The 17,303-nt window shown below is 60.6% G+C and carries 14 protein-coding genes; 8 read left to right on the top strand and 6 right to left on the bottom strand.

All coding sequences use genetic code 11. From position 1 onward, the window contains the following. The first annotated feature begins 127 nt into the window (after positions 1-127). On the top strand, positions 128-421 hold the full coding sequence (locus ACA070_RS03150; RefSeq protein ID WP_010463857.1) for a hypothetical protein: 294 nt from the start codon (positions 128-130) through the stop codon (positions 419-421). Positions 422-614: 193 nt separating this feature from the next. Beyond that, on the top strand, positions 615-1,964 hold the full coding sequence (locus ACA070_RS03145) for an MATE family efflux transporter (protein ID WP_497450001.1): 1,350 nt from the start codon (positions 615-617) through the stop codon (positions 1,962-1,964). Between the two features lie 47 nt (positions 1,965-2,011). Here ACA070_RS03145 and ACA070_RS03140 read toward each other — a convergent pair whose 3' ends face one another. The 6 genes from ACA070_RS03140 to ACA070_RS03115 form a co-directional block, all read right to left on the bottom strand. Beyond that, a complete protein-coding gene (locus tag ACA070_RS03140; RefSeq protein ID WP_497450000.1) occupies positions 2,012-2,809 on the bottom strand; it encodes a DUF4123 domain-containing protein in 798 nt (265 codons plus the stop codon). Beyond that, positions 2,806-4,128, bottom strand: a complete 1,323-nt coding sequence (locus ACA070_RS03135; RefSeq protein ID WP_497449999.1) for a type VI secretion system Vgr family protein — start codon at positions 4,126-4,128, stop codon at positions 2,806-2,808. The genes ACA070_RS03140 and ACA070_RS03135 overlap by 4 nt, the downstream gene beginning before the upstream one ends. 233 nt (positions 4,129-4,361) lie before the next feature. Beyond that, a complete protein-coding gene (gene speA / locus ACA070_RS03130; protein WP_497449998.1) occupies positions 4,362-6,275 on the bottom strand; it encodes an arginine decarboxylase in 1,914 nt (637 codons plus the stop codon). A gap of 223 nt (positions 6,276-6,498) precedes the next feature. Beyond that, positions 6,499-6,870: a translation initiation factor Sui1 gene (locus ACA070_RS03125; protein ID WP_497449997.1), complete on the bottom strand. Its 372-nt coding sequence runs from the start codon at positions 6,868-6,870 to the stop codon at positions 6,499-6,501. Positions 6,871-7,162: 292 nt separating this feature from the next. After that, the gene (locus ACA070_RS03120) at positions 7,163-7,720 is read right to left on the bottom strand and encodes an NUDIX hydrolase (protein ID WP_497449996.1); all 558 of its coding nucleotides are present in this window, start codon (positions 7,718-7,720) and stop codon (positions 7,163-7,165) included. Positions 7,721-7,723: 3 nt separating this feature from the next. Then, positions 7,724-8,791, bottom strand: a complete 1,068-nt coding sequence (locus tag ACA070_RS03115; RefSeq protein WP_497333089.1) for a DUF2333 family protein — start codon at positions 8,789-8,791, stop codon at positions 7,724-7,726. 409 nt (positions 8,792-9,200) lie between these two features. On the opposite strand from ACA070_RS03115, the gene gcbA reads away from it, so the two are divergent. From gcbA to accC, 6 genes are all read left to right on the top strand, one after another. Further along, positions 9,201-10,871, top strand: a complete 1,671-nt coding sequence (gene gcbA, locus ACA070_RS03110; protein WP_497449995.1) for a diguanylate cyclase GcbA — start codon at positions 9,201-9,203, stop codon at positions 10,869-10,871. Between the two features lie 52 nt (positions 10,872-10,923). Then, complete coding sequence (locus tag ACA070_RS03105; RefSeq protein WP_497449994.1) at positions 10,924-12,870, top strand: methyl-accepting chemotaxis protein; 1,947 nt, start codon at positions 10,924-10,926, stop codon at positions 12,868-12,870. Positions 12,871-13,034: 164 nt separating this feature from the next. Continuing rightward, positions 13,035-14,786, top strand: coding sequence for a protein-disulfide reductase DsbD (locus ACA070_RS03100; protein WP_497449993.1), 1,752 nt, complete (start codon positions 13,035-13,037; stop codon positions 14,784-14,786). 131 nt (positions 14,787-14,917) lie between these two features. Further along, positions 14,918-15,373, top strand: a complete 456-nt coding sequence (gene aroQ / locus ACA070_RS03095; protein WP_007947649.1) for a type II 3-dehydroquinate dehydratase — start codon at positions 14,918-14,920, stop codon at positions 15,371-15,373. A gap of 24 nt (positions 15,374-15,397) precedes the next feature. Continuing rightward, positions 15,398-15,859 (top strand): acetyl-CoA carboxylase biotin carboxyl carrier protein, encoded by a 462-nt coding sequence (gene accB, locus ACA070_RS03090; RefSeq protein WP_054044024.1) that lies wholly within the window; start codon positions 15,398-15,400, stop codon positions 15,857-15,859. 17 nt (positions 15,860-15,876) lie between these two features. Beyond that, the gene (gene accC, locus ACA070_RS03085) at positions 15,877-17,235 is read left to right on the top strand and encodes an acetyl-CoA carboxylase biotin carboxylase subunit (RefSeq protein ID WP_497449992.1); all 1,359 of its coding nucleotides are present in this window, start codon (positions 15,877-15,879) and stop codon (positions 17,233-17,235) included. Positions 17,236-17,303: the final 68 nt, after the last annotated feature.

Genomic DNA, 17,303 nt, shown 5'->3' with positions numbered 1-17,303 from the left:
CCAGCTGCTACAAGGTTCTTGCGCCATACTCAAACGATCCTGGCAACAGGGAACTCGGCACCGTGATCCATGGCCCAAGGCTCAAGTCCGGCAAGCACGCCACCACTTACATCAGGACGTTTACGACATGCAGGTAGAAAGTTTTTTCGAATGGCTCGGCCAGGCACTCGGTTCGGTCATCCGGTTTATCGTTGATGGCCTCAGCGGCTTGTTCAACCTGTTGAGCCATGCCGGCAGCAATTTTGTCGAAGGCTTGTCCCGTGCTCTGGGCATGGACACTTCGATCATCAGCATCATTGCGCTGATTCTGGGGTTGATGCTGTTGTGGTCGGCGATCCGGGCGTTCATGAATGCGTCGATCATCATGGGGATTATCTGGTTGGTGTTGGGGCTGTGGTTGCTGAGTTGGATTATCCACTGACACCACCAATCCGCCTGTGGGAGCGACGGTGCGGCGATCCGACCTGCTCGCGATGACGTCGTGACAGTCAACATAGATATTGAATGTGCCGGCCTCATCGCGAGCAGGTCGGATCGCCGCACCGTCGCTCCCACATTGGATCGCTATAGATTTCAAATGTGTCGTTACAATGCGCGCTCCCCAAGGAGCCTGCATGTCCAACCTGATTGCCGACTGGCGCGACCGCCCTACCCATCGTCGGGTCTGGGCGCTTGCCGCGCCGATGATTCTTTCGAACATTTCCGTTCCGCTGGTGGCGCTGGTCGACAGCACCGTCATCGGCCACCTGCCCCACGCCCATCAGTTGGGCGCCGTCGCGGTCGGGGCCAGCCTGTATACCTTTCTGGCCTGGGGCATGGGCTTTCTGCGCATGGGCACGACCGGTTTCGCTGCCCAGGCGGCCGGCCGTGGGGATGGCGCGGCGTTGCGGCAGATTTTGTTGCAGGGCTTGTTGCTGGCGATGGGGCTGGCCATTGTCCTGGGCGCATTGGGCGTCCCGTTGAGCGGCGTCGCGATGCACTTCATGCAACCCTCGGCCGAGCTCGACCAACTCACTCGTGAGTTTTTTCACACTCGGCTATTCGGTCTACCCGCTGCACTGGCCAGTTATGCGCTGGTGGGCTGGTTCCTTGGCACCCAGAACGCCCGGGCACCGCTGGCGATTCTGCTGAGCACCAACCTGGTGAACATCGCGCTGAACCTGTGGTTCGTGCTCGGACTGGACTGGGGCGTGGTCGGCTCGGCCAGGGCGTCGGTGATTGCCGAATGGACCGGCGCAGTAATCGGTCTACTGATGACTCGCAAAGCCCTGCGCACCTATCCCGGCCACATCGCCTGGGCCGCATTGGCATTGTGGCAAAGCTGGCGGCCACTGCTGGCCGTCAACCGCGACATTTTTATCCGCAGCCTGGCGCTGCAATCGGTGTTTTTCCTGATTACTGTGCAGGGCGCGCGGCTCGGTGATGCCACTGTCGCCGCCAACGCCTTGCTGCTCAATGGCTTGCTGCTGACCGCCCACGCGCTGGATGGTCTGGCCCATGCCGTGGAAGCCCTGTGCGGGCATGCCATCGGCGCGCGCGATCGAGAGGCGCTGCGTCGCTCATTGGTGGTTGCCTGCGGCTGGTCGTTGCTGGCGAGTCTGGGCTTTGCCGTGCTGTTCGCCTTCGCCGGGCACCTGTTCATCGAGATGCAGACCGACATCCAGAGCGTGCGCGACACCGCGTTTATCTACCTGCCCTACCTCGCAGTGCTACCGTTGATTGCCGTCTGGAGTTACCTGCTCGACGGGCTGTTCATTGGCGCCACGCGGGCCCGGGAAATGCGCAACGGCATGCTGCTGACGGTCATTGTGCTGCTGCCGTTCGCCTGGGCACTGCAAGGCTTGGGCAACCATGGACTGTGGATAACGTTCCTGTTGTTCATGGCGCTACGCAGCCTGACCCTCGGCGGGTTCGCCTGGATTCTGCGCAAGAACGACGGCTGGTTCACAGGCCGGGTTGATTGAGTCGGCATGCACCGGATAGGCGCCGCCATCAATATCGAGCCGTGTGTTCAGGGTTGATCGTTCTGCCACAAGTTGCGCAGGCTATCGAGACGTTCCTGTTGGGTAGCGCCCGGCAATGGCTGCACGGGCGTAGCGCCAGGGTACTGCAAGCGCAGCCATAACCAGCCATCGAGCACCGCGCGTTCACTGAAACCCAGTGCCAGCCCTTCCTGCACGTAGGCCCAAAGGCGGTGGTAATCGCTCCCGGTGGACTGGCTCCAATGCCAGACGTGTTGCTCAAGCAGGCAGGTTTGCAAGGTGTCCCGCTGACGAGGCGTCAGATTTTCTTCGATGGCCAACGGGCTGACGGCAAGCCCCGGATTGAACAACTGCTGCCAGCCCTGACTGCCGATTGCGCGGTCGGCCCAGGTTCCACCGAACCAGCGCAATTGACTGATCGGCCCCAGCCAGCGACTCAGTTCCAGCGCATCGCAGGCATCGAAAAAGTAACTGGCGGTGTGGGGGTTGTAGTAACTCAGCAACGCGCGGTGATGCAGGCCAAAGGTGACCGTGAGCATGCGGCGCAAATGCTCGAGCAACTGCGCCGATGAAGCCTCACTGACCAGCAACAATCCACTCCAGACGTGCGGTTCACGCAGGCACAACTCACCCAGCGCCGGACAGCCCTTGAGGTCGACCAACAGCGGCCCGTGCTCGCGTAACGGCTGCAATTCGGTGCCATCGAACAGCCGGAACCGTCGGACCTGCGCAAACTGCTGGCGCAGCACCGCACCGGCCCGGGGCTCCCCCGGTACGTCGAGTAACAGCCATTGTGCGATGGAGTCGGGCGCCTGGGCGACGATCATGCCGCACCGCTCTGGCCAAGCTGCGTCGCTGCCCGGCAGGTGCAGAAGGCTTGCGCACAATGGCTGAAACTGCCCCCGCCGGGTAACAGACACAGCAGCACAATCGGTTCGCTGGATTGCAACAAACGCAACAATCCGCCGACCGCCCCGTTTTCATCTGCCGACGCGACGGAGGGGAGCTCGGGCAAGCCTGACGCTTGGGTGAAGGGTGGGCCGGGAAGGAATCCGGTGATTAAGGGTTGATCCGGGTCACCTTCGATAAAGCTCACCAGGACCTGCGCACCTTCACTCAACGGCATGACGTGCGCGCCGTCCAGTTCCGGTGCCAACGGCAGCCAGCAGTGGCTGGGCGCAGCGCCTTCGCCCTGATAGACCCAGTCAAATTGCACGGCAACGGGTCTGGATGAATCGGGTTGCACCTCATCGACATCAACCACCCAGGCCCGCTGCAAGCTGTGCATCCGGGGGCTCATGACTGAATGAGGCGCCGCGAAAGGTAACGCCCCGGCAACAGCGCGGATCTGGTTGCCATAAGCAAACCCCGGCGTCTGCCCACCCTGATGCTCGACATGGATCAGCAGCCAGAGACGATTCCAGTCGGCGCACGGATGGCCTGATAGCAAAACGCGTTGGCCGCTGCGCAGCGTCATCAGGTTCGTCTGACCTTCGCCAGCCTGCGTATTGCCTTGAACCTTGAACTGCTGCACGCCGGGCTGTTCGGTGTCGGGCTCAAAGACCATCTCGGCTCCCTGCTGAAATTGTTCCTGCCCATCACCAAAAACCAGACAGTGCCCGCGCCGGCGATGCTCGAAGTGGTAGTGAAGCCGTTCCTGAGCACACAAACGCTGGAGAAACTGCAGATCCGATTCCCGGTATTGCGTGCAGAAATCACGCGGCGGGTAATCGCCACTCAAGTCAAAGCGCCGATCCTTGCCGGCAATGCCATGCTCCTTGAGCACCTGGGCGAGGATCTCGGGTACGGAACGGTTGCTGAAAATGCGCTGGCTGAAACGCTGGGCCAGGCAGGCCAGCTTCGGCCTCAGACGCACACGGCAAAGCCTCGGGGCAGCGCCATGGCCAGCCTGGACGAGCTCATGCAACTGTCCGTGAAAACCGGTCCCCGGCGGCCCGAGATGCAAAAAGGCCGGACGGTACAGCAGGCTTGCCAGGTCCAATGTCGGGTCATCGATCAGCAGATCCACATCGAACACGAAGGGTTCGCTGATCGCTTCACTGCCGGTAAAGGCCAAGACCTCAACGGGGTCGGGCAGACCCTCTACATCCAGACGAAATGACGGCTCGTTGACTGGATCGAACATCGGCGATTCTCTACAGGAGGGGCGGCCGGGGATTCTCTCTGAGAGAGTTGGCCGAGTAGAGTGCCGAAGTACAACTTAGGAAATGACCTACGCGAAAAGAGGACCACATCGCTTGGATAGCCGGGGATGTGAGTCATTTCGCTTTAAATCAGGGAAGTGTCTCACCAGGTCATCTGAAATTTCCGCAGCGTGCGGAACATTTTCTGACAACCTGATGAGAGCGGCGCCTTACCTCAAGAAGACAGGTAAGACGAACGGGTCAGGCCCAGGCGCAGAGCATCGAGGAACTGGGTGCGCTCGGCGGCCGTGATGCGGGCACTCGCGCACTTGTCGCGGTAATGGGTCATCAGCTCTTCCGGCGACAAGTGCACGTAACGCAACATGTCTTCGATGGTGTCGTGGGTTTCGATACCCGCGTGGTACACGCTGCCGTCGGCGTTCTGGTAGATGTTCACCGAATCGGTGTCACCGAACAGGTTGTGCATGTCGCCGAGGATTTCCTGATAGGCACCGACCAGGAAGATCCCCAGCAGGTAGTCTTCACCCTCGTTCAGACCGTGTACCGGCAGGCTGGTTTCGATGCTCTGCTCGTCGACGTATTGCTTGATCTTGCCGTCGGAGTCGCAGGTCAGATCCTGCAGCACGGCGCGACGCAGCGGCTCTTCGTCGAGGCGGTGCAGCGGCAAGATCGGCAGCACCTGACCGATGGCCCAGGTATCCGGCAGGCTCTGGAATACCGAGAAGTTGCAGATGTACTTGTCGGCGAGCTTGTCGTTGAGTTCGTCGAGCACCTGACGGTGCGAACGCTGACGGGCCTTCAACGAGTTGTGCAAGCGACGGCACACGGCAAAGTAGCATTGCTCGGCCAGGGCTTTTTCAGCCAGGGTCATCTTGCCATCGGCATACTGGGTGGCCACGTCGCTCATGTAGTGCGTCGCGCGCCAGTAGGTTTCGGTGACCATCTCGATGTCGGTCGGGCCCAAAAGGTCAACCAGCCACTGCACGGTTTCCGGCAGTTCTTCCTTGTTCTCGATCTGCGGCACGTCGTCGTTGTGCTTCTCGACGTCGGTCACCTGCACCACCAGCATGGCGTGGTGAGCGGTCAGCGAGCGGCCGCTTTCGGAGAAGATGTTCGGGTGCGGCAGGTTCTGCGCGTCGCAGAACTCCTTGAGCATCCCGACCACGACACCGGCGTAATCGTCCATGTCGTAGTTGATCGAACTGGCGTTGCGTGAGTGCGTACCGTCGTAGTCGACACCCAGACCGCCACCGACGTCGATGTGGTCAACCGGCAAGCCGAGGTTGCGCAGTTCGCCGTAGTAACGAATCGCTTCCTTGAAACCGTGCTGGTAGTCCGCCAGGTTGGCGATCTGCGAGCCCATGTGGAAGTGCAGCAGGCGAATGCCCTGATCCAGGCCGGCCGCGCGGAAACGCTCGACCACCGACAGCAGCTGCGCCGCCGACAGACCGAACTTGGATTTCTCGCCACCGGTGTCCGCCCACTTGCTCGAGGCCAGGGACGACAGACGCACACGCAGGCCGACTTGAGGCTTCACCTTCAGCGAGGCCGCTTCTTCGATCACCAGGGCGACTTCGGATTCTTTCTCGATCACGATGAACACGTTGTGGCCGAGTTTCTGACCCATCAGCGCCAGACGGATGAACTCGCGATCCTTGTAACCGTTGCACACGATGGTGCCGCCCTTCGGCGCCAAGGCCAACACGGCCAGCAGCTCAGGCTTGGAGCCGGCTTCCAGGCCGATGGAAACGTCCTGGGTGGCGATGATGTTTTCGATCACCGCTTCTTGCTGGTTCACCTTGATCGGGTACAGCGCGGTGTACTTGCTCTGGTATTCCAGGCGCTCGATGTTGGCGTCGAACGCACCGGTCAGCTGACGCACGCGGTCTTGCAGAATGTCCGGGAAACGCACCAGCAACGGCAAGGACAGGCCGCTTTTGCGCAGCTGGTCGACTTGCTCGAAGAGGTCGATAGGCGAACTGGCCGGACCGTTCGGACGAACTTCGACGCGACCGGCGTCATTGATCGCGAAGTACCCGGCCCCCCAATGGCGAATCCCGTAAACACTGCGGCTGTCCGCAACTGTCCATTGGCTGCCATCGTCTTTGCGTGTGCGTCGTACGGACATTGAAGTCCCCTATAAAGAAGTCATAGAGCGTCGCCTGGGTTCAGGCCGGCGCAGTCTAAAGAATGAAAATGACGATTAGCCTGCATGCAAGGGCCATAGACCTCACATTCAGCGCTGAGTTTAGAAACCGGTCAGAACAGGCTCTGTGAAAACCATGTAGACGACGCCAGGCCAGAGTTGAATCGGGACTGGATCAAGCCGAGGGTGGTTTTCACAGAGGCTGCTAGCCGCCGGATTTCTTCGCTTTGAAACCCAGCTTGATCAATTCAGCCAAGAGTAGCTCGACATGATCGCCCTGGATTTCGATGATTCCGTCCTTCAACGCTCCACCGGTCCCGCACCGTTTCTTCAACGTGGTGGCCAAGTCCTTGAGCGCTTCTTCTGCCAACGGTACGCCGGTGATGGTGGTCACCGTCTTGCCGCCGCGGCCCTTGCTTTCGCGACGCACGCGAGCGATGCCGTCGCCGGCCGGGATAATGGTCTGTTTGCAGATGCAGGCGTCCACCGGTTTACTGCAATCGGGGCAATGACGACCTGCGTCGGTGGAAAATACCAGGCCACCAAGGGCGGCGAAGGATGCGGCTTTTTTGGCCACCGGCAATCCTCTTGGGAGGACAAAGACTGGTCGCGGCAACTTGGGAAGCTGCCATCGACCGCGAAGCCCCACTCAGGCAGGGGCAGCGCTACTGAAACGGTACAACCCTGTAGGAGCGAAGCTTGCTCGCGAAGAACGCAAGGACGATGCGTAAAATCTGGATGCACGCGTTATCGTTAACGTCCATCGCGAGCAAGCTTCGCTCCTACAGAAAGCAATGCCGGTTCAGCTTGAAAAGGTCGCGCAGTGTAACGGCAAAAAGCCGACTTGCTAAGAGCCAATCGGCGCCAATTTATAGCTCTTTTGCGACGTCCTCGCCACGGGCGCGCAGATAGCGCTTCAACGCGGCCAAAGAGTCCGGGCAATAAGGCTTTTGCTGAATTTCCAGGAGGACCTGATCGATGGGGATAAAGCGCGCTTCCAGCACCTCTTCCGGCTGCAGGATCAACGGACCGTCCCACACCGCCGAAAACGCCGAACACCAGAGGCGATTGCCGGTGTCCTCGAAGAAGAAGTGATCATGGGCGGTCAATTCCACGCCGCTCACACCCAGTTCTTCTTCCAGTTCACGTGCCGCCGATTCGGCGTATGTCTCGGTGGCGAGCACCATGCCGCCCGCCGCCACGTCCCAGTAACCGGGGTAAATGGCTTTGCTCAGGGTTCGACGGTGAACGCACAGTTCACCGGAAGAATTGAACAGCATGATGTAGGTGCCACGCCCGATCAGCCCGCGCTCGCGCAGGTCGGAGCGGACCAGGGCGCCGAGCAGGTTGTCCTGCTCGTCGACCCAGGCGATCTGTTCGGCATCCGAGGCCGCGCGATGGGCAGCCTCCTTGGCGGTATCGACCATGACTCAGCCTTGATTGAGCAATTGACGCAGATCGATCACTGCGGCGTTGGCCCGGGAGATGTAGTTGGCCATGACCAGCGAGTGGTTGGCCAGCACACCGAAGCCGCTGCCGTTGAGGATCATCGGGCTCCAGACCGGCTCTTGCGACGCTTCCAGCTCGCGAATGATCTGACGCACGCTGACCGTGGCGTTCTTCTTGGCCAGCACATCGGCGAAGTCGACTTCGATGGCGCGCAGCAGATGGGACAAGGCCCAGGCTTGGCCACGGGCTTCGTAGAACACGTTGTCGATCTGCATCCACGGGGTTTCGACGATTTCTTCATCGACCTGTGGCACTTGGCCTGGGGCCAGGACTTCGGTTTTCAGCGCGGTGTTGAGCTTGACCCGGCCGACGCTGGCCGACAGGCGTTGTGACAGCGAACCCAAACGGGTGCCGACATCGCCCAGCCAGTTGTTCAGGTTGTCGGCGCGGGCATAGAACAGCGCGCTTTTCTGGCTTGGATCGGACAGACGTGCCTGATAACGGCTCAGGGAATTGATGCCTTCCTGGTATTCGGACTCACTGGACGGCAGTACCCAGCTCTTGTTGTCGAAGTTGAAACGCGGCTCGGCCTTGGCCAGGTCAGCGTCTTCGGTGGACTGCGACTGGGAGCGAGCAAAGTCTTTACGCATGGCACGACTCAGGTCGCGGACCTGAACCAGCACGCCATATTCCCAGCTCGGCGTGTTGTCCATCCACAAGCCCGGCGGGAAACGGTCGTTGGAAATATAGCCACCTGGCTTGCTCAGCAAAGTACCGGCGACGGTCTTGAGGGTTTCGACCGTGGTGTACCCGACAACCATCTGCTTGCCTTCTTTTTCGGCAGCCGCTTGAGCATTTTGTTGAACCGGGAACAGCGCAGGCTCCTGGCTCCAATACCACCCCAGCCCAATCGCCACCAGCAGGTAAAGGCCAATCAGCGTGGCCAGCGCCCGGCTGAACAACAGGCCGCCAACGTAACTGCGGGTGGCCGATTTCGGTTCAGCGGCACGTTCAGGCGCGCTGCCCGCGCGATTCTTCCAGTCCAGCATGGCGATATCCTTTCAATCACTTGAGTTCATCGGTTCGACCACAACCCTACGCCATCGTGCCTCGTTTGCCGCGCATTAATCGGGTCGAGGCCCCACTATAAATGAAGCACACACCTTTGTAGCAGCTGGCGTAGCCTGCGTTCGGCTGCGAAGCAGTCGTGAATTCGTACGATGCGGTGTTTCAGAAAGACCTCGCGTTCAGGTTTTACGACTGCTTCGCAGCCGAACGCAGGCTGCGCCAGCTGCTACAAGTATTACGCACAGCGGCGAGCCTAAGCGACCAGCCAGTCAGAAACTGAATGTTGCCGCTTTGCAGATTATTGACACACGACACTCATGGGATTGAAAAGAGGTGCTAGCATAGAGCCACCAGTCGATCTCAGCATGCACCCTAACTAGTAGTCAGGATATGACCGAGCCAGAAGACCCCAGCCGTGAGCGCCTCAAGCACCACTTTGCCCAGCGGGTAATTCATCAGGCACGTCAGATTCTTGAGATATGGCAGCGCCTGCAACGCAGCGAGTGGTCCACTACCGATTTGTCGGAGCTGAGCGAGGCCAACCTGCGCCTGCTGCGCTTTGCCGAGCGTTTCGAACAACCGGAACACACTCAACTGGCGCGTCACATCGGCCAGTCGCTGGAGGCTGTCGACGCCAATCGCGGACGCCTGAGCAGCGGACTGATCACCGACCTCAATCGCTTGATGCAGCGCCTGTCGCGAACCGGCCTGCGCCACGGCGATCAACTCGAACAAACCTTTCTGCCACCGCTGCGCAAGCCGATCTACGTGATGCTGCAAGATCACGACCGCGCCGAGCGCCTGGCCAAGCAGCTGGAATTTTTCGGGCTCAGCGCCCAATCCCTGGACAGCGTTGCTGCGTTTCGCTCCTCGATGGTCGAGCGCCTGCCCGCGGCGATCGTCATGGACGTGGACTTCAGCGGCCCCGGCATCGGCCTGAAACTGGCCGCCGAGGCCCAGGTCGGACTGGACGAGCCTTTACCGCTGCTGTTCTTCAGCTTGCTCGAGACCGACACCCCGACCCGCCTCGCCGCCGTGCGTGCCGGTGGCCAGGAATTCCTCACCGGCACCCTCGAAGCCTCGAGCCTGCTGGAGAAGATCGAAGTCCTGACCTGTGTCGCCCAGTACGAACCTTATAAAGTGCTGATCATCGACGACTCCCGCGCCCAGGCCTTGCACACCGAGCGTCTGCTTAACAGCGCCGGAATCGTCACGCGCACCTTGATCGACCCGATTCAGGCCATGGCCGAACTGGCGGACTTTCAGCCGGACCTGATCATCCTCGACATGTACATGCCGACCTGCACCGGCACGGAACTGGCCAAGGTGATCCGTCACAATGACCGTTACGTCAGCGTGCCGATCATTTACCTGTCGGCCGAAGACGATCTGGACAAGCAACTCGACGCCATGAGCGAAGGCGGCGACGACTTCCTGACCAAGCCGATCAAGCCGCGGCACCTGATCACCACCGTGCGCAACCGCGCGGCACGGGCGCGCAATCTGAAGGCACGGATGGTCCGCGACAGCCTGACCGGTCTGTACAACCACACCCACATTCTGCAATTGCTCGAAGACTGTAGCTTCCGCGCCCGCCGCGAGAACAAGCCGTTGAGTTTTGCAATGCTCGACATCGACCACTTCAAACGGGTCAACGACAGCCACGGGCACCCCATGGGTGACCGGGTCATCAAGAGCCTGGCGCTGTTCCTCAAGCAGCGGTTACGCAAGACCGATTTCATCGGCCGCTATGGCGGTGAAGAATTCGCCATCGTCATGCCGGACACCGATCTCGAAGCAGCCCACAAAGTGCTCGATGAAATCCGTCAGCGATTTGCCGAAATCCACTACCCGGCCCAGCCTCAGGATTTGTGGTGCACGTTCAGCGCCGGGGTGGTTGAGCTGTGCGAACACTCGGACAGCCTGATGATGGCCAGCCAGGCAGACGAAGCGCTGTATCGCGCCAAGGACGGCGGACGTAACCGCGTGCAGGCTGCGCGAACGTCAAAGCAAAGTGCCACTTTTTCATCGGAATGGACCCATTCGGTCATAACCCTGTAACAGAAACGCAATAACTTCAGGCGCTTACCATTCTGCCGTTGGTAGACCCGCGATGCGCCTGAAGCTGCTGACCAATCTCAATACCCTCCTTTTAGTCGCCGTGTGCGTGGCCCTTGGCGCGACGCTCTGGTGGTCGCAAAAAGCCCTCGAACGCCCTTATCTGCTGATGGAGCGTTACCTGGGGCTGTCCCAGCAATTTCAGAATGAAGTGGCGCGCAACGTCGAGGACTACCTCGCCAGCGGCGATGCCCTGCGCCTGAGCAGCGCCAGCCAGTCCATCGACAGCCTGCAAAAGGAACTCGGTGAACTGCCGCCGGCCTTGGCCGACACGTTGCGTCCGAGCCTGTCGAGCCTGAATGAATTCAGCAAAACCGACCTGCTGGCCGCCGGCAAACTCGCTGGTGATCCTCAGGCGCTGTTGCTGCAAGCCGAACGCGAACTGGGCGCCAGTCTCGACCAACTCAGCCAATACGCCAGCGGCAACGCGGCATACCTCGCGCCCTTGCTCGCCGCGTCCCAGCACCTGGGCAAACTGTCGCTGGCCCGGGACAAACTGGTCAGCAGCGGTCGCAGTGAACTGGCCGCCGACGTCGAGCGCGAAGTCGCCAGCATCCGCGCGCAGTCGGAGCTGATCGGCGCCTTGCCGCTGCTCGGCGTGGCGGCCAGCAGCGAATCCGGCACGGATGATTTCGCCGCGATGATGGGGCTGGAGAACACCGAAAAAGCTGTCGCCGAAGATGCTGGCGTCGGCCTCAAACGGGAGCTCAACAGCCTTCTGACACGTTACCCCGCCGAACTGGCGCGGACTCGCGACCAGATCCAGAAGCGCACCGACCTCAGCACGGCGACGCACCTGAAAATCGCCGACGTGCAGCAAGCCATCGCCGCATTGGAGCCGGTGGTTCGTGCCCAGCACGGGCAGATCCAGGGCGAAGTGCGCTTGATGCAAGGCGTGATGATCGGCCTGATTCTGCTGATCGCCTTGTTGATCGACACCTTGCAACGGAAACTGGCCCGGACGCTGACCAACCTCGCCCCCGCCCTTTCGACCTGGGCCGAAGGCGACTTCAGCCAGGACATTCAATTAGGCAAAACCAATCGCGAACTGCACGACATTGAAGCGTCGCTCAATCGCATGCGTGCGTACCTGGTGGACCTGGTGGGGACCATTCGCCTCAATGCCGAGCAGGTCGCCGGCAGCAGCCGCACCCTGGCCGAGTTGAGCAACGACTTGCACAGCGGCGCCGAACACCAGGCCGGCGACACCGCGCTGATTCGTGATTCTCTCGGCGAACTGGAAGCAACGATTCAACAAGTCGCCGGCGATGCCAGCCAGGCTGCCGACGCCAGTCGCCATGCCGGACTGGCAGTTGAGCATGGTCAGAAAGTCATCGGCCTGAGCCTCACCGGCCTGCACGCGCTGGTGGGTGAAGTGCAAGGCAATGCGCAGATGATCGAGCACCTGGCTGAAGAGTCGGCGACCATCGGTGGCGTGCTGACGGTGATCCGCTCGATTGCCGACCAGACCAACCTGCTGGCCCTGAACGCCGCCATCGAAGCCGCCCGCGCCGGGGAGATGGGGCGCGGGTTTGCGGTGGTGGCGGAAGAGGTTCGCTCACTGGCGCAACGCACGGCCGGGGCCACGGCAGAAATCCAGACCTTGATCGCCGGCCTGCAAACCGCCGCGCGGCAATCGGTCGAAGGCATGCGCGCCCAGGTCGAACACGCCGAAGCCACGGCCAATCAGGCGCAGGCGGCCGATGGTGCACTGGATAAAATCGTCGGGGCGATCCAGACCATTTCTGACACTGCCGTGCGCATTGCCGACGTCACTGCGCAGCAGAGTGGTGCTGTCAGTGAGATCCGCGATCACAGCGAGCGGATTCACCAATTGGGTGGGGATAACTTGCTGCGCATCGGTGAAGGACGTGTGCAAGGGGAGAACTTGTTGGTGCTGGGTGGCCGACTGCATACAGCCGTTCAGGCTTTTCGCGTCTGATAGATTGCCATCGCGAGCAGGCTCGCTCCCACAGGGGATCTGCATTCCATTGTGGGAGCGAGCCTGCTCGCGATGGCGTCAGAACAATCACCATCAAACGCCCCGCCCTGCACGCCCGCCCGACGTCCGCTATCATGCCCCCAATTCCGATACGCGAGATTGTCATGCGCCGTTTGCTCTGCCTGCTGCTTTTAGTGCTCGCCCTGCCGGCCTCCGCCGCCGGGTTGCTGGAGAGTCGGCCCAGTTCCACCCTGGGCTCGATCAACAACAGCGCCGACTTCCTGCCGGTGCGCGAGGCGTTTCAGCTGAGCCTGGTAGACAGCACGCCGCAATCAATCAAACTGCGTTTTGTCGCGACAGAGGGTTACTACCTCTATCGTCATCGCTTTCAGTTTCGCGCCGATCCAGCCGAGGTTGGCCTTGGCGCGGCGCAATTGCCCAAGGGCGAACAGAAGCACGATGAGTACTTTGGCGACGTCGAGGTCTATCACGGCATTCTCGACGTCGAAGTGCCGCGCACCGATCCGCGCGCTTTCACGCTGGCCGTGACCTATCAGGGCTGCGCCGACAAAGGCCTGTGTTATCCGCCTGAAACCGAACGCCTGAACATTGATGGCATTGGCGCACCGACGCCCGTCACGGCACAGCGCTGGAGCTGGCGCGAACTCGCCTTGTTCTTTCTCGCAGGTCTGGGTTTGACCTTCACCCCCTGTGTCCTGCCGATGCTGCCGATCCTCTCCGGCGTGGTCTTGCGCGGTCAGGTCGGCGGGTTGCGCGGCTTTAACTTGTCGCTCGCTTACGTCCTGCCAATGGCCGCCTGCTTCGCCCTGCTGGGGGCGTTGATGGGAATGTTCGGCGCTCAGCTCAACCTTCAGGCGCGTCTGCAATCGGCGTGGGTGCTGGTGCCCTTCGCGATGTTTTTTGCGGTATTTGCCCTCGCGATGTTCGGCGTGTTCGAACTCAAGTTGCCACAGGCCATCAGCAGTCGCCTGGACCGGATCGCCGGTCGCACTGAAGGCGGTTCGCTCTGGGGCGCCGCGGTGCTGGGCGTGGTCTCCAGCCTGCTGGTGTCGCCCTGCGTTTCGGCACCGCTGGCCGGTGCGCTGCTTTACATCAGCGCCAGCGGCGATGCGCTGGGGGGTGGATTGAAACTGTTCATGCTTGGCCTCGGCATGGGCGCACCGTTGTTGCTCGTGGCCACCGGTGGCGCGGCTTGGCTGCCGAAAAGCGGGCCGTGGCTGGTCTATGTGAAAAATGCGATTGGCGTGTTGTTGCTAGGATTGGCGATCGGGTTGGTCAGTCGCGTATTGCCGGGCCAGATCACCTTGCTGCTGATCGGTTTGCTGGCCGGTGGCGTCGGTTTGTTCATGGGCGCGCTGGAATTCGTCTACAAACCTCCTCGAAAACGCCTCAGCCAGCTGCTCGGGATGTTCCTGCTGTTTTACGCACTGGCCTGTTGGTTCGGGGCGTTCAGCGGTCAGACCGACCCGCTCAACCCGATTGGCCAGCCGCGCATTATTGCCGGCAATGAACGACCGCAAAACACCAGCGCCTGGCAAACCATCAGCACCCCGGCCGACCTGGACCGGGTCCTCGCCGAAGCCAGATCCGCCGGCACCCCGCTGCTGCTCGACTGGTACGCCGACTGGTGCATCAGTTGCAAAGTCATCGAACGCGAAGTGCTCAACGACGCCACGGTCATCGAACGTTTGAAAGGCTATCGCCTCGTGCGCTTCGACATCACCGCCAGCAATGCCGAGCAGCGCGCACTGCTCGATCGCTACAAACTGTTTGGCCCTCCGGCCCTGATGTTTTTCGGCAAGGACGGTGTCGAACGCGGCGATGTGCGAGTGATCGGCGAGATCAATGCGAAAGACTTCGCCGAACGTGTTGCGAAAGCAAATGACCGGATTTAATCACCCGGTCACATATTTCGCGCAAACATCGGCCATCGTGCTGGCTATTGCATAGAACTGGACAGTCACAAAGGCTTTGCGGCATAGTCGCCGGGTTCTGACAACTGCACACAGATAACAAGGAACAGCAGATGGCGACGCTATTGGTTCTGCACGGCCCCAACCTGAACTTGCTCGGCACCCGCGAACCGGGCACCTATGGCGCTACGACACTGGCGCAGATCAACCAGGACCTGGAACGCCGTGCCCGTGAAGCCGGCCACCATTTGCTGCACCTGCAGAGCAACGCCGAGTACGAATTGATTGACCGCATCCACGCCGCTCGCGGCGAAGGTGTGGACTTCATTCTGATCAACCCAGCAGCTTTTACGCACACAAGTGTCGCATTACGTGACGCGCTGCTGGCGGTGAGCATCCCATTCATCGAAGTGCATTTGTCTAACGTGCACAAACGCGAACCTTTCCGCCATCACTCTTACTTCTCCGACGTAGCGGTGGGAGTGATCTGCGGCCTTGGCGCCAGCGGTTATCGACTGGCCCTGGAGGCTGCACTAGAGCAGCTTGAACAACAAGCTATACGCCCCTGACCGACCCTTGGGAGTTGATGATTCATGGATATCCGTAAAGTTAAGAAACTGATCGAACTGCTGGAAGAGTCCGGCATCGACGAGCTCGAGATCAAGGAAGGCGAAGAGTCCGTACGCATCAGCCGTCATAGCAAGACGCCGGCTCAGCAGTACTACGCGCCTGCTCCAATGCACGCTCCGGCACCGGCACCTGTTGCTGCCGCTCCCGTTGCCGCTGCAGCGCCTGCGGCTCCGGCCGCGCCAGTGCTGAACGGCACCGTTGCCCGTTCGCCGATGGTCGGCACCTTCTATCGCAAATCTTCGCCAAGCTCGCCGTCCTTCGTTGAAGTCGGCCAGACCGTGAAGAAAGGCGACACTCTGTGCATCGTCGAAGCCATGAAGATGATGAACCACATCGAAGCTGAAACCAGCGGTGTGATCGAATCCATCCTCGTCGAAGACGGCCAGCCGGTTGAGTACGACCAACCGCTGTTCACCATCGTTTGAACCGCGGAGAGACTTTGATGACTGCGAAGTTGGAAAAAGTTCTGATCGCCAACCGCGGTGAGATCGCCCTGCGAATCCTGCGCGCCTGCAAAGAGATGGGCATCAAGACCGTCGCCGTGTACTCCACGGCTGACAAAGAGCTGATGCACCTGGGCCTGGCAGACGAATCCGTCTGCATCGGTCCGGCCTCGGCTGCAAAGTCTTACCTGCATATCCCGGCAATCATCGCGGCAGCCGAAGTGACCGGCGCTACCGCCATTCACCCGGGCTACGGTTTCCTTGCGGAAAACGCTGATTTCGCTGAACAGGTCGAGAACTCCGGCTTCGCGTTCATTGGCCCGAAAGCCGACACCATTCGCCTGATGGGCGACAAGGTTTCGGCCAAGCACGCCATGATCGCTGCAGGCGTTCCAACCGTTCCGGGCTCCGACGGTCCACTGCCTGAAGACGAAGAAACCGCTCTGCGCATCGGTCGCGAAGTCGGTTACCCGGTGATCATCAAAGCCGCTGGCGGCGGTGGTGGTCGCGGCATGCGCGTCGTGCATAAAGAAGAAGACCTGATCTCCTTCGCAAAACTGACCCGCACCGAAGCCGGCGCAGCGTTCGGCAACCCGATGGTCTATCTGGAAAAATTCCTGACCAACCCACGTCACGTGGAAGTTCAGGTGCTTTCCGATGGCCAGGGCCACGCCATCCATCTGGGCGACCGCGATTGCTCGCTGCAACGTCGTCACCAGAAGGTTCTCGAAGAAGCGCCGGCACCGGGCATCGACGAGAAGGCTCGCGCTGAAGTCCTCGCACGCTGCGTCAAGGCCTGCATCGACATCAACTACCGTGGCGCGGGTACTTTCGAGTTCCTGTACGAGAACGGCGCGTTCTATTTCATCGAAATGAACACCCGCGTTCAGGTTGAGCACCCGGTTTCGGAAATGGTCACCGGCATCGACATCGTCAAGGAGATGCTCAGCATCGCCGCTGGCAACAAGTTGTCGTACACCCAGGAAGACGTGGTTATCCGCGGTCATGCACTGGAATGCCGAATCAACGCCGAAGACCCGAAAACCTTCATGCCAAGTCCAGGCACGGTCAAGCATTTCCACGCTCCAGGCGGCAACGGCGTTCGCGTCGATTCGCACCTGTACAGTGGCTATGCCGTTCCGCCGAACTACGACTCGTTGATCGGCAAGCTGATCACCTACGGCGCAACCCGTGATGAAGCCATGACGCGCATGCGTAATGCGCTGGACGAAATCGTTGTAGACGGGATCAAGACCAACATCCCGCTGCACCGAGACCTGGTCCGCGATGAAGGCTTCTGCAAAGGTGGAATCAACATCCACTACCTGGAACACAAGCTGGCTGGCGACAAGCACTAAGCTTTAGCCGGATCAACAAAGCCGCCTTCGGGCGGCTTTGTTGTTTCTGGAGATTGCTGAACACCGAA

It is taken from the genome of Pseudomonas sp. LBUM1678 (assembly GCF_059695575.1).
Note: the sequence above shows the minus strand (reverse complement) of the source record. Positions and strands in the feature narration are given on the sequence as shown.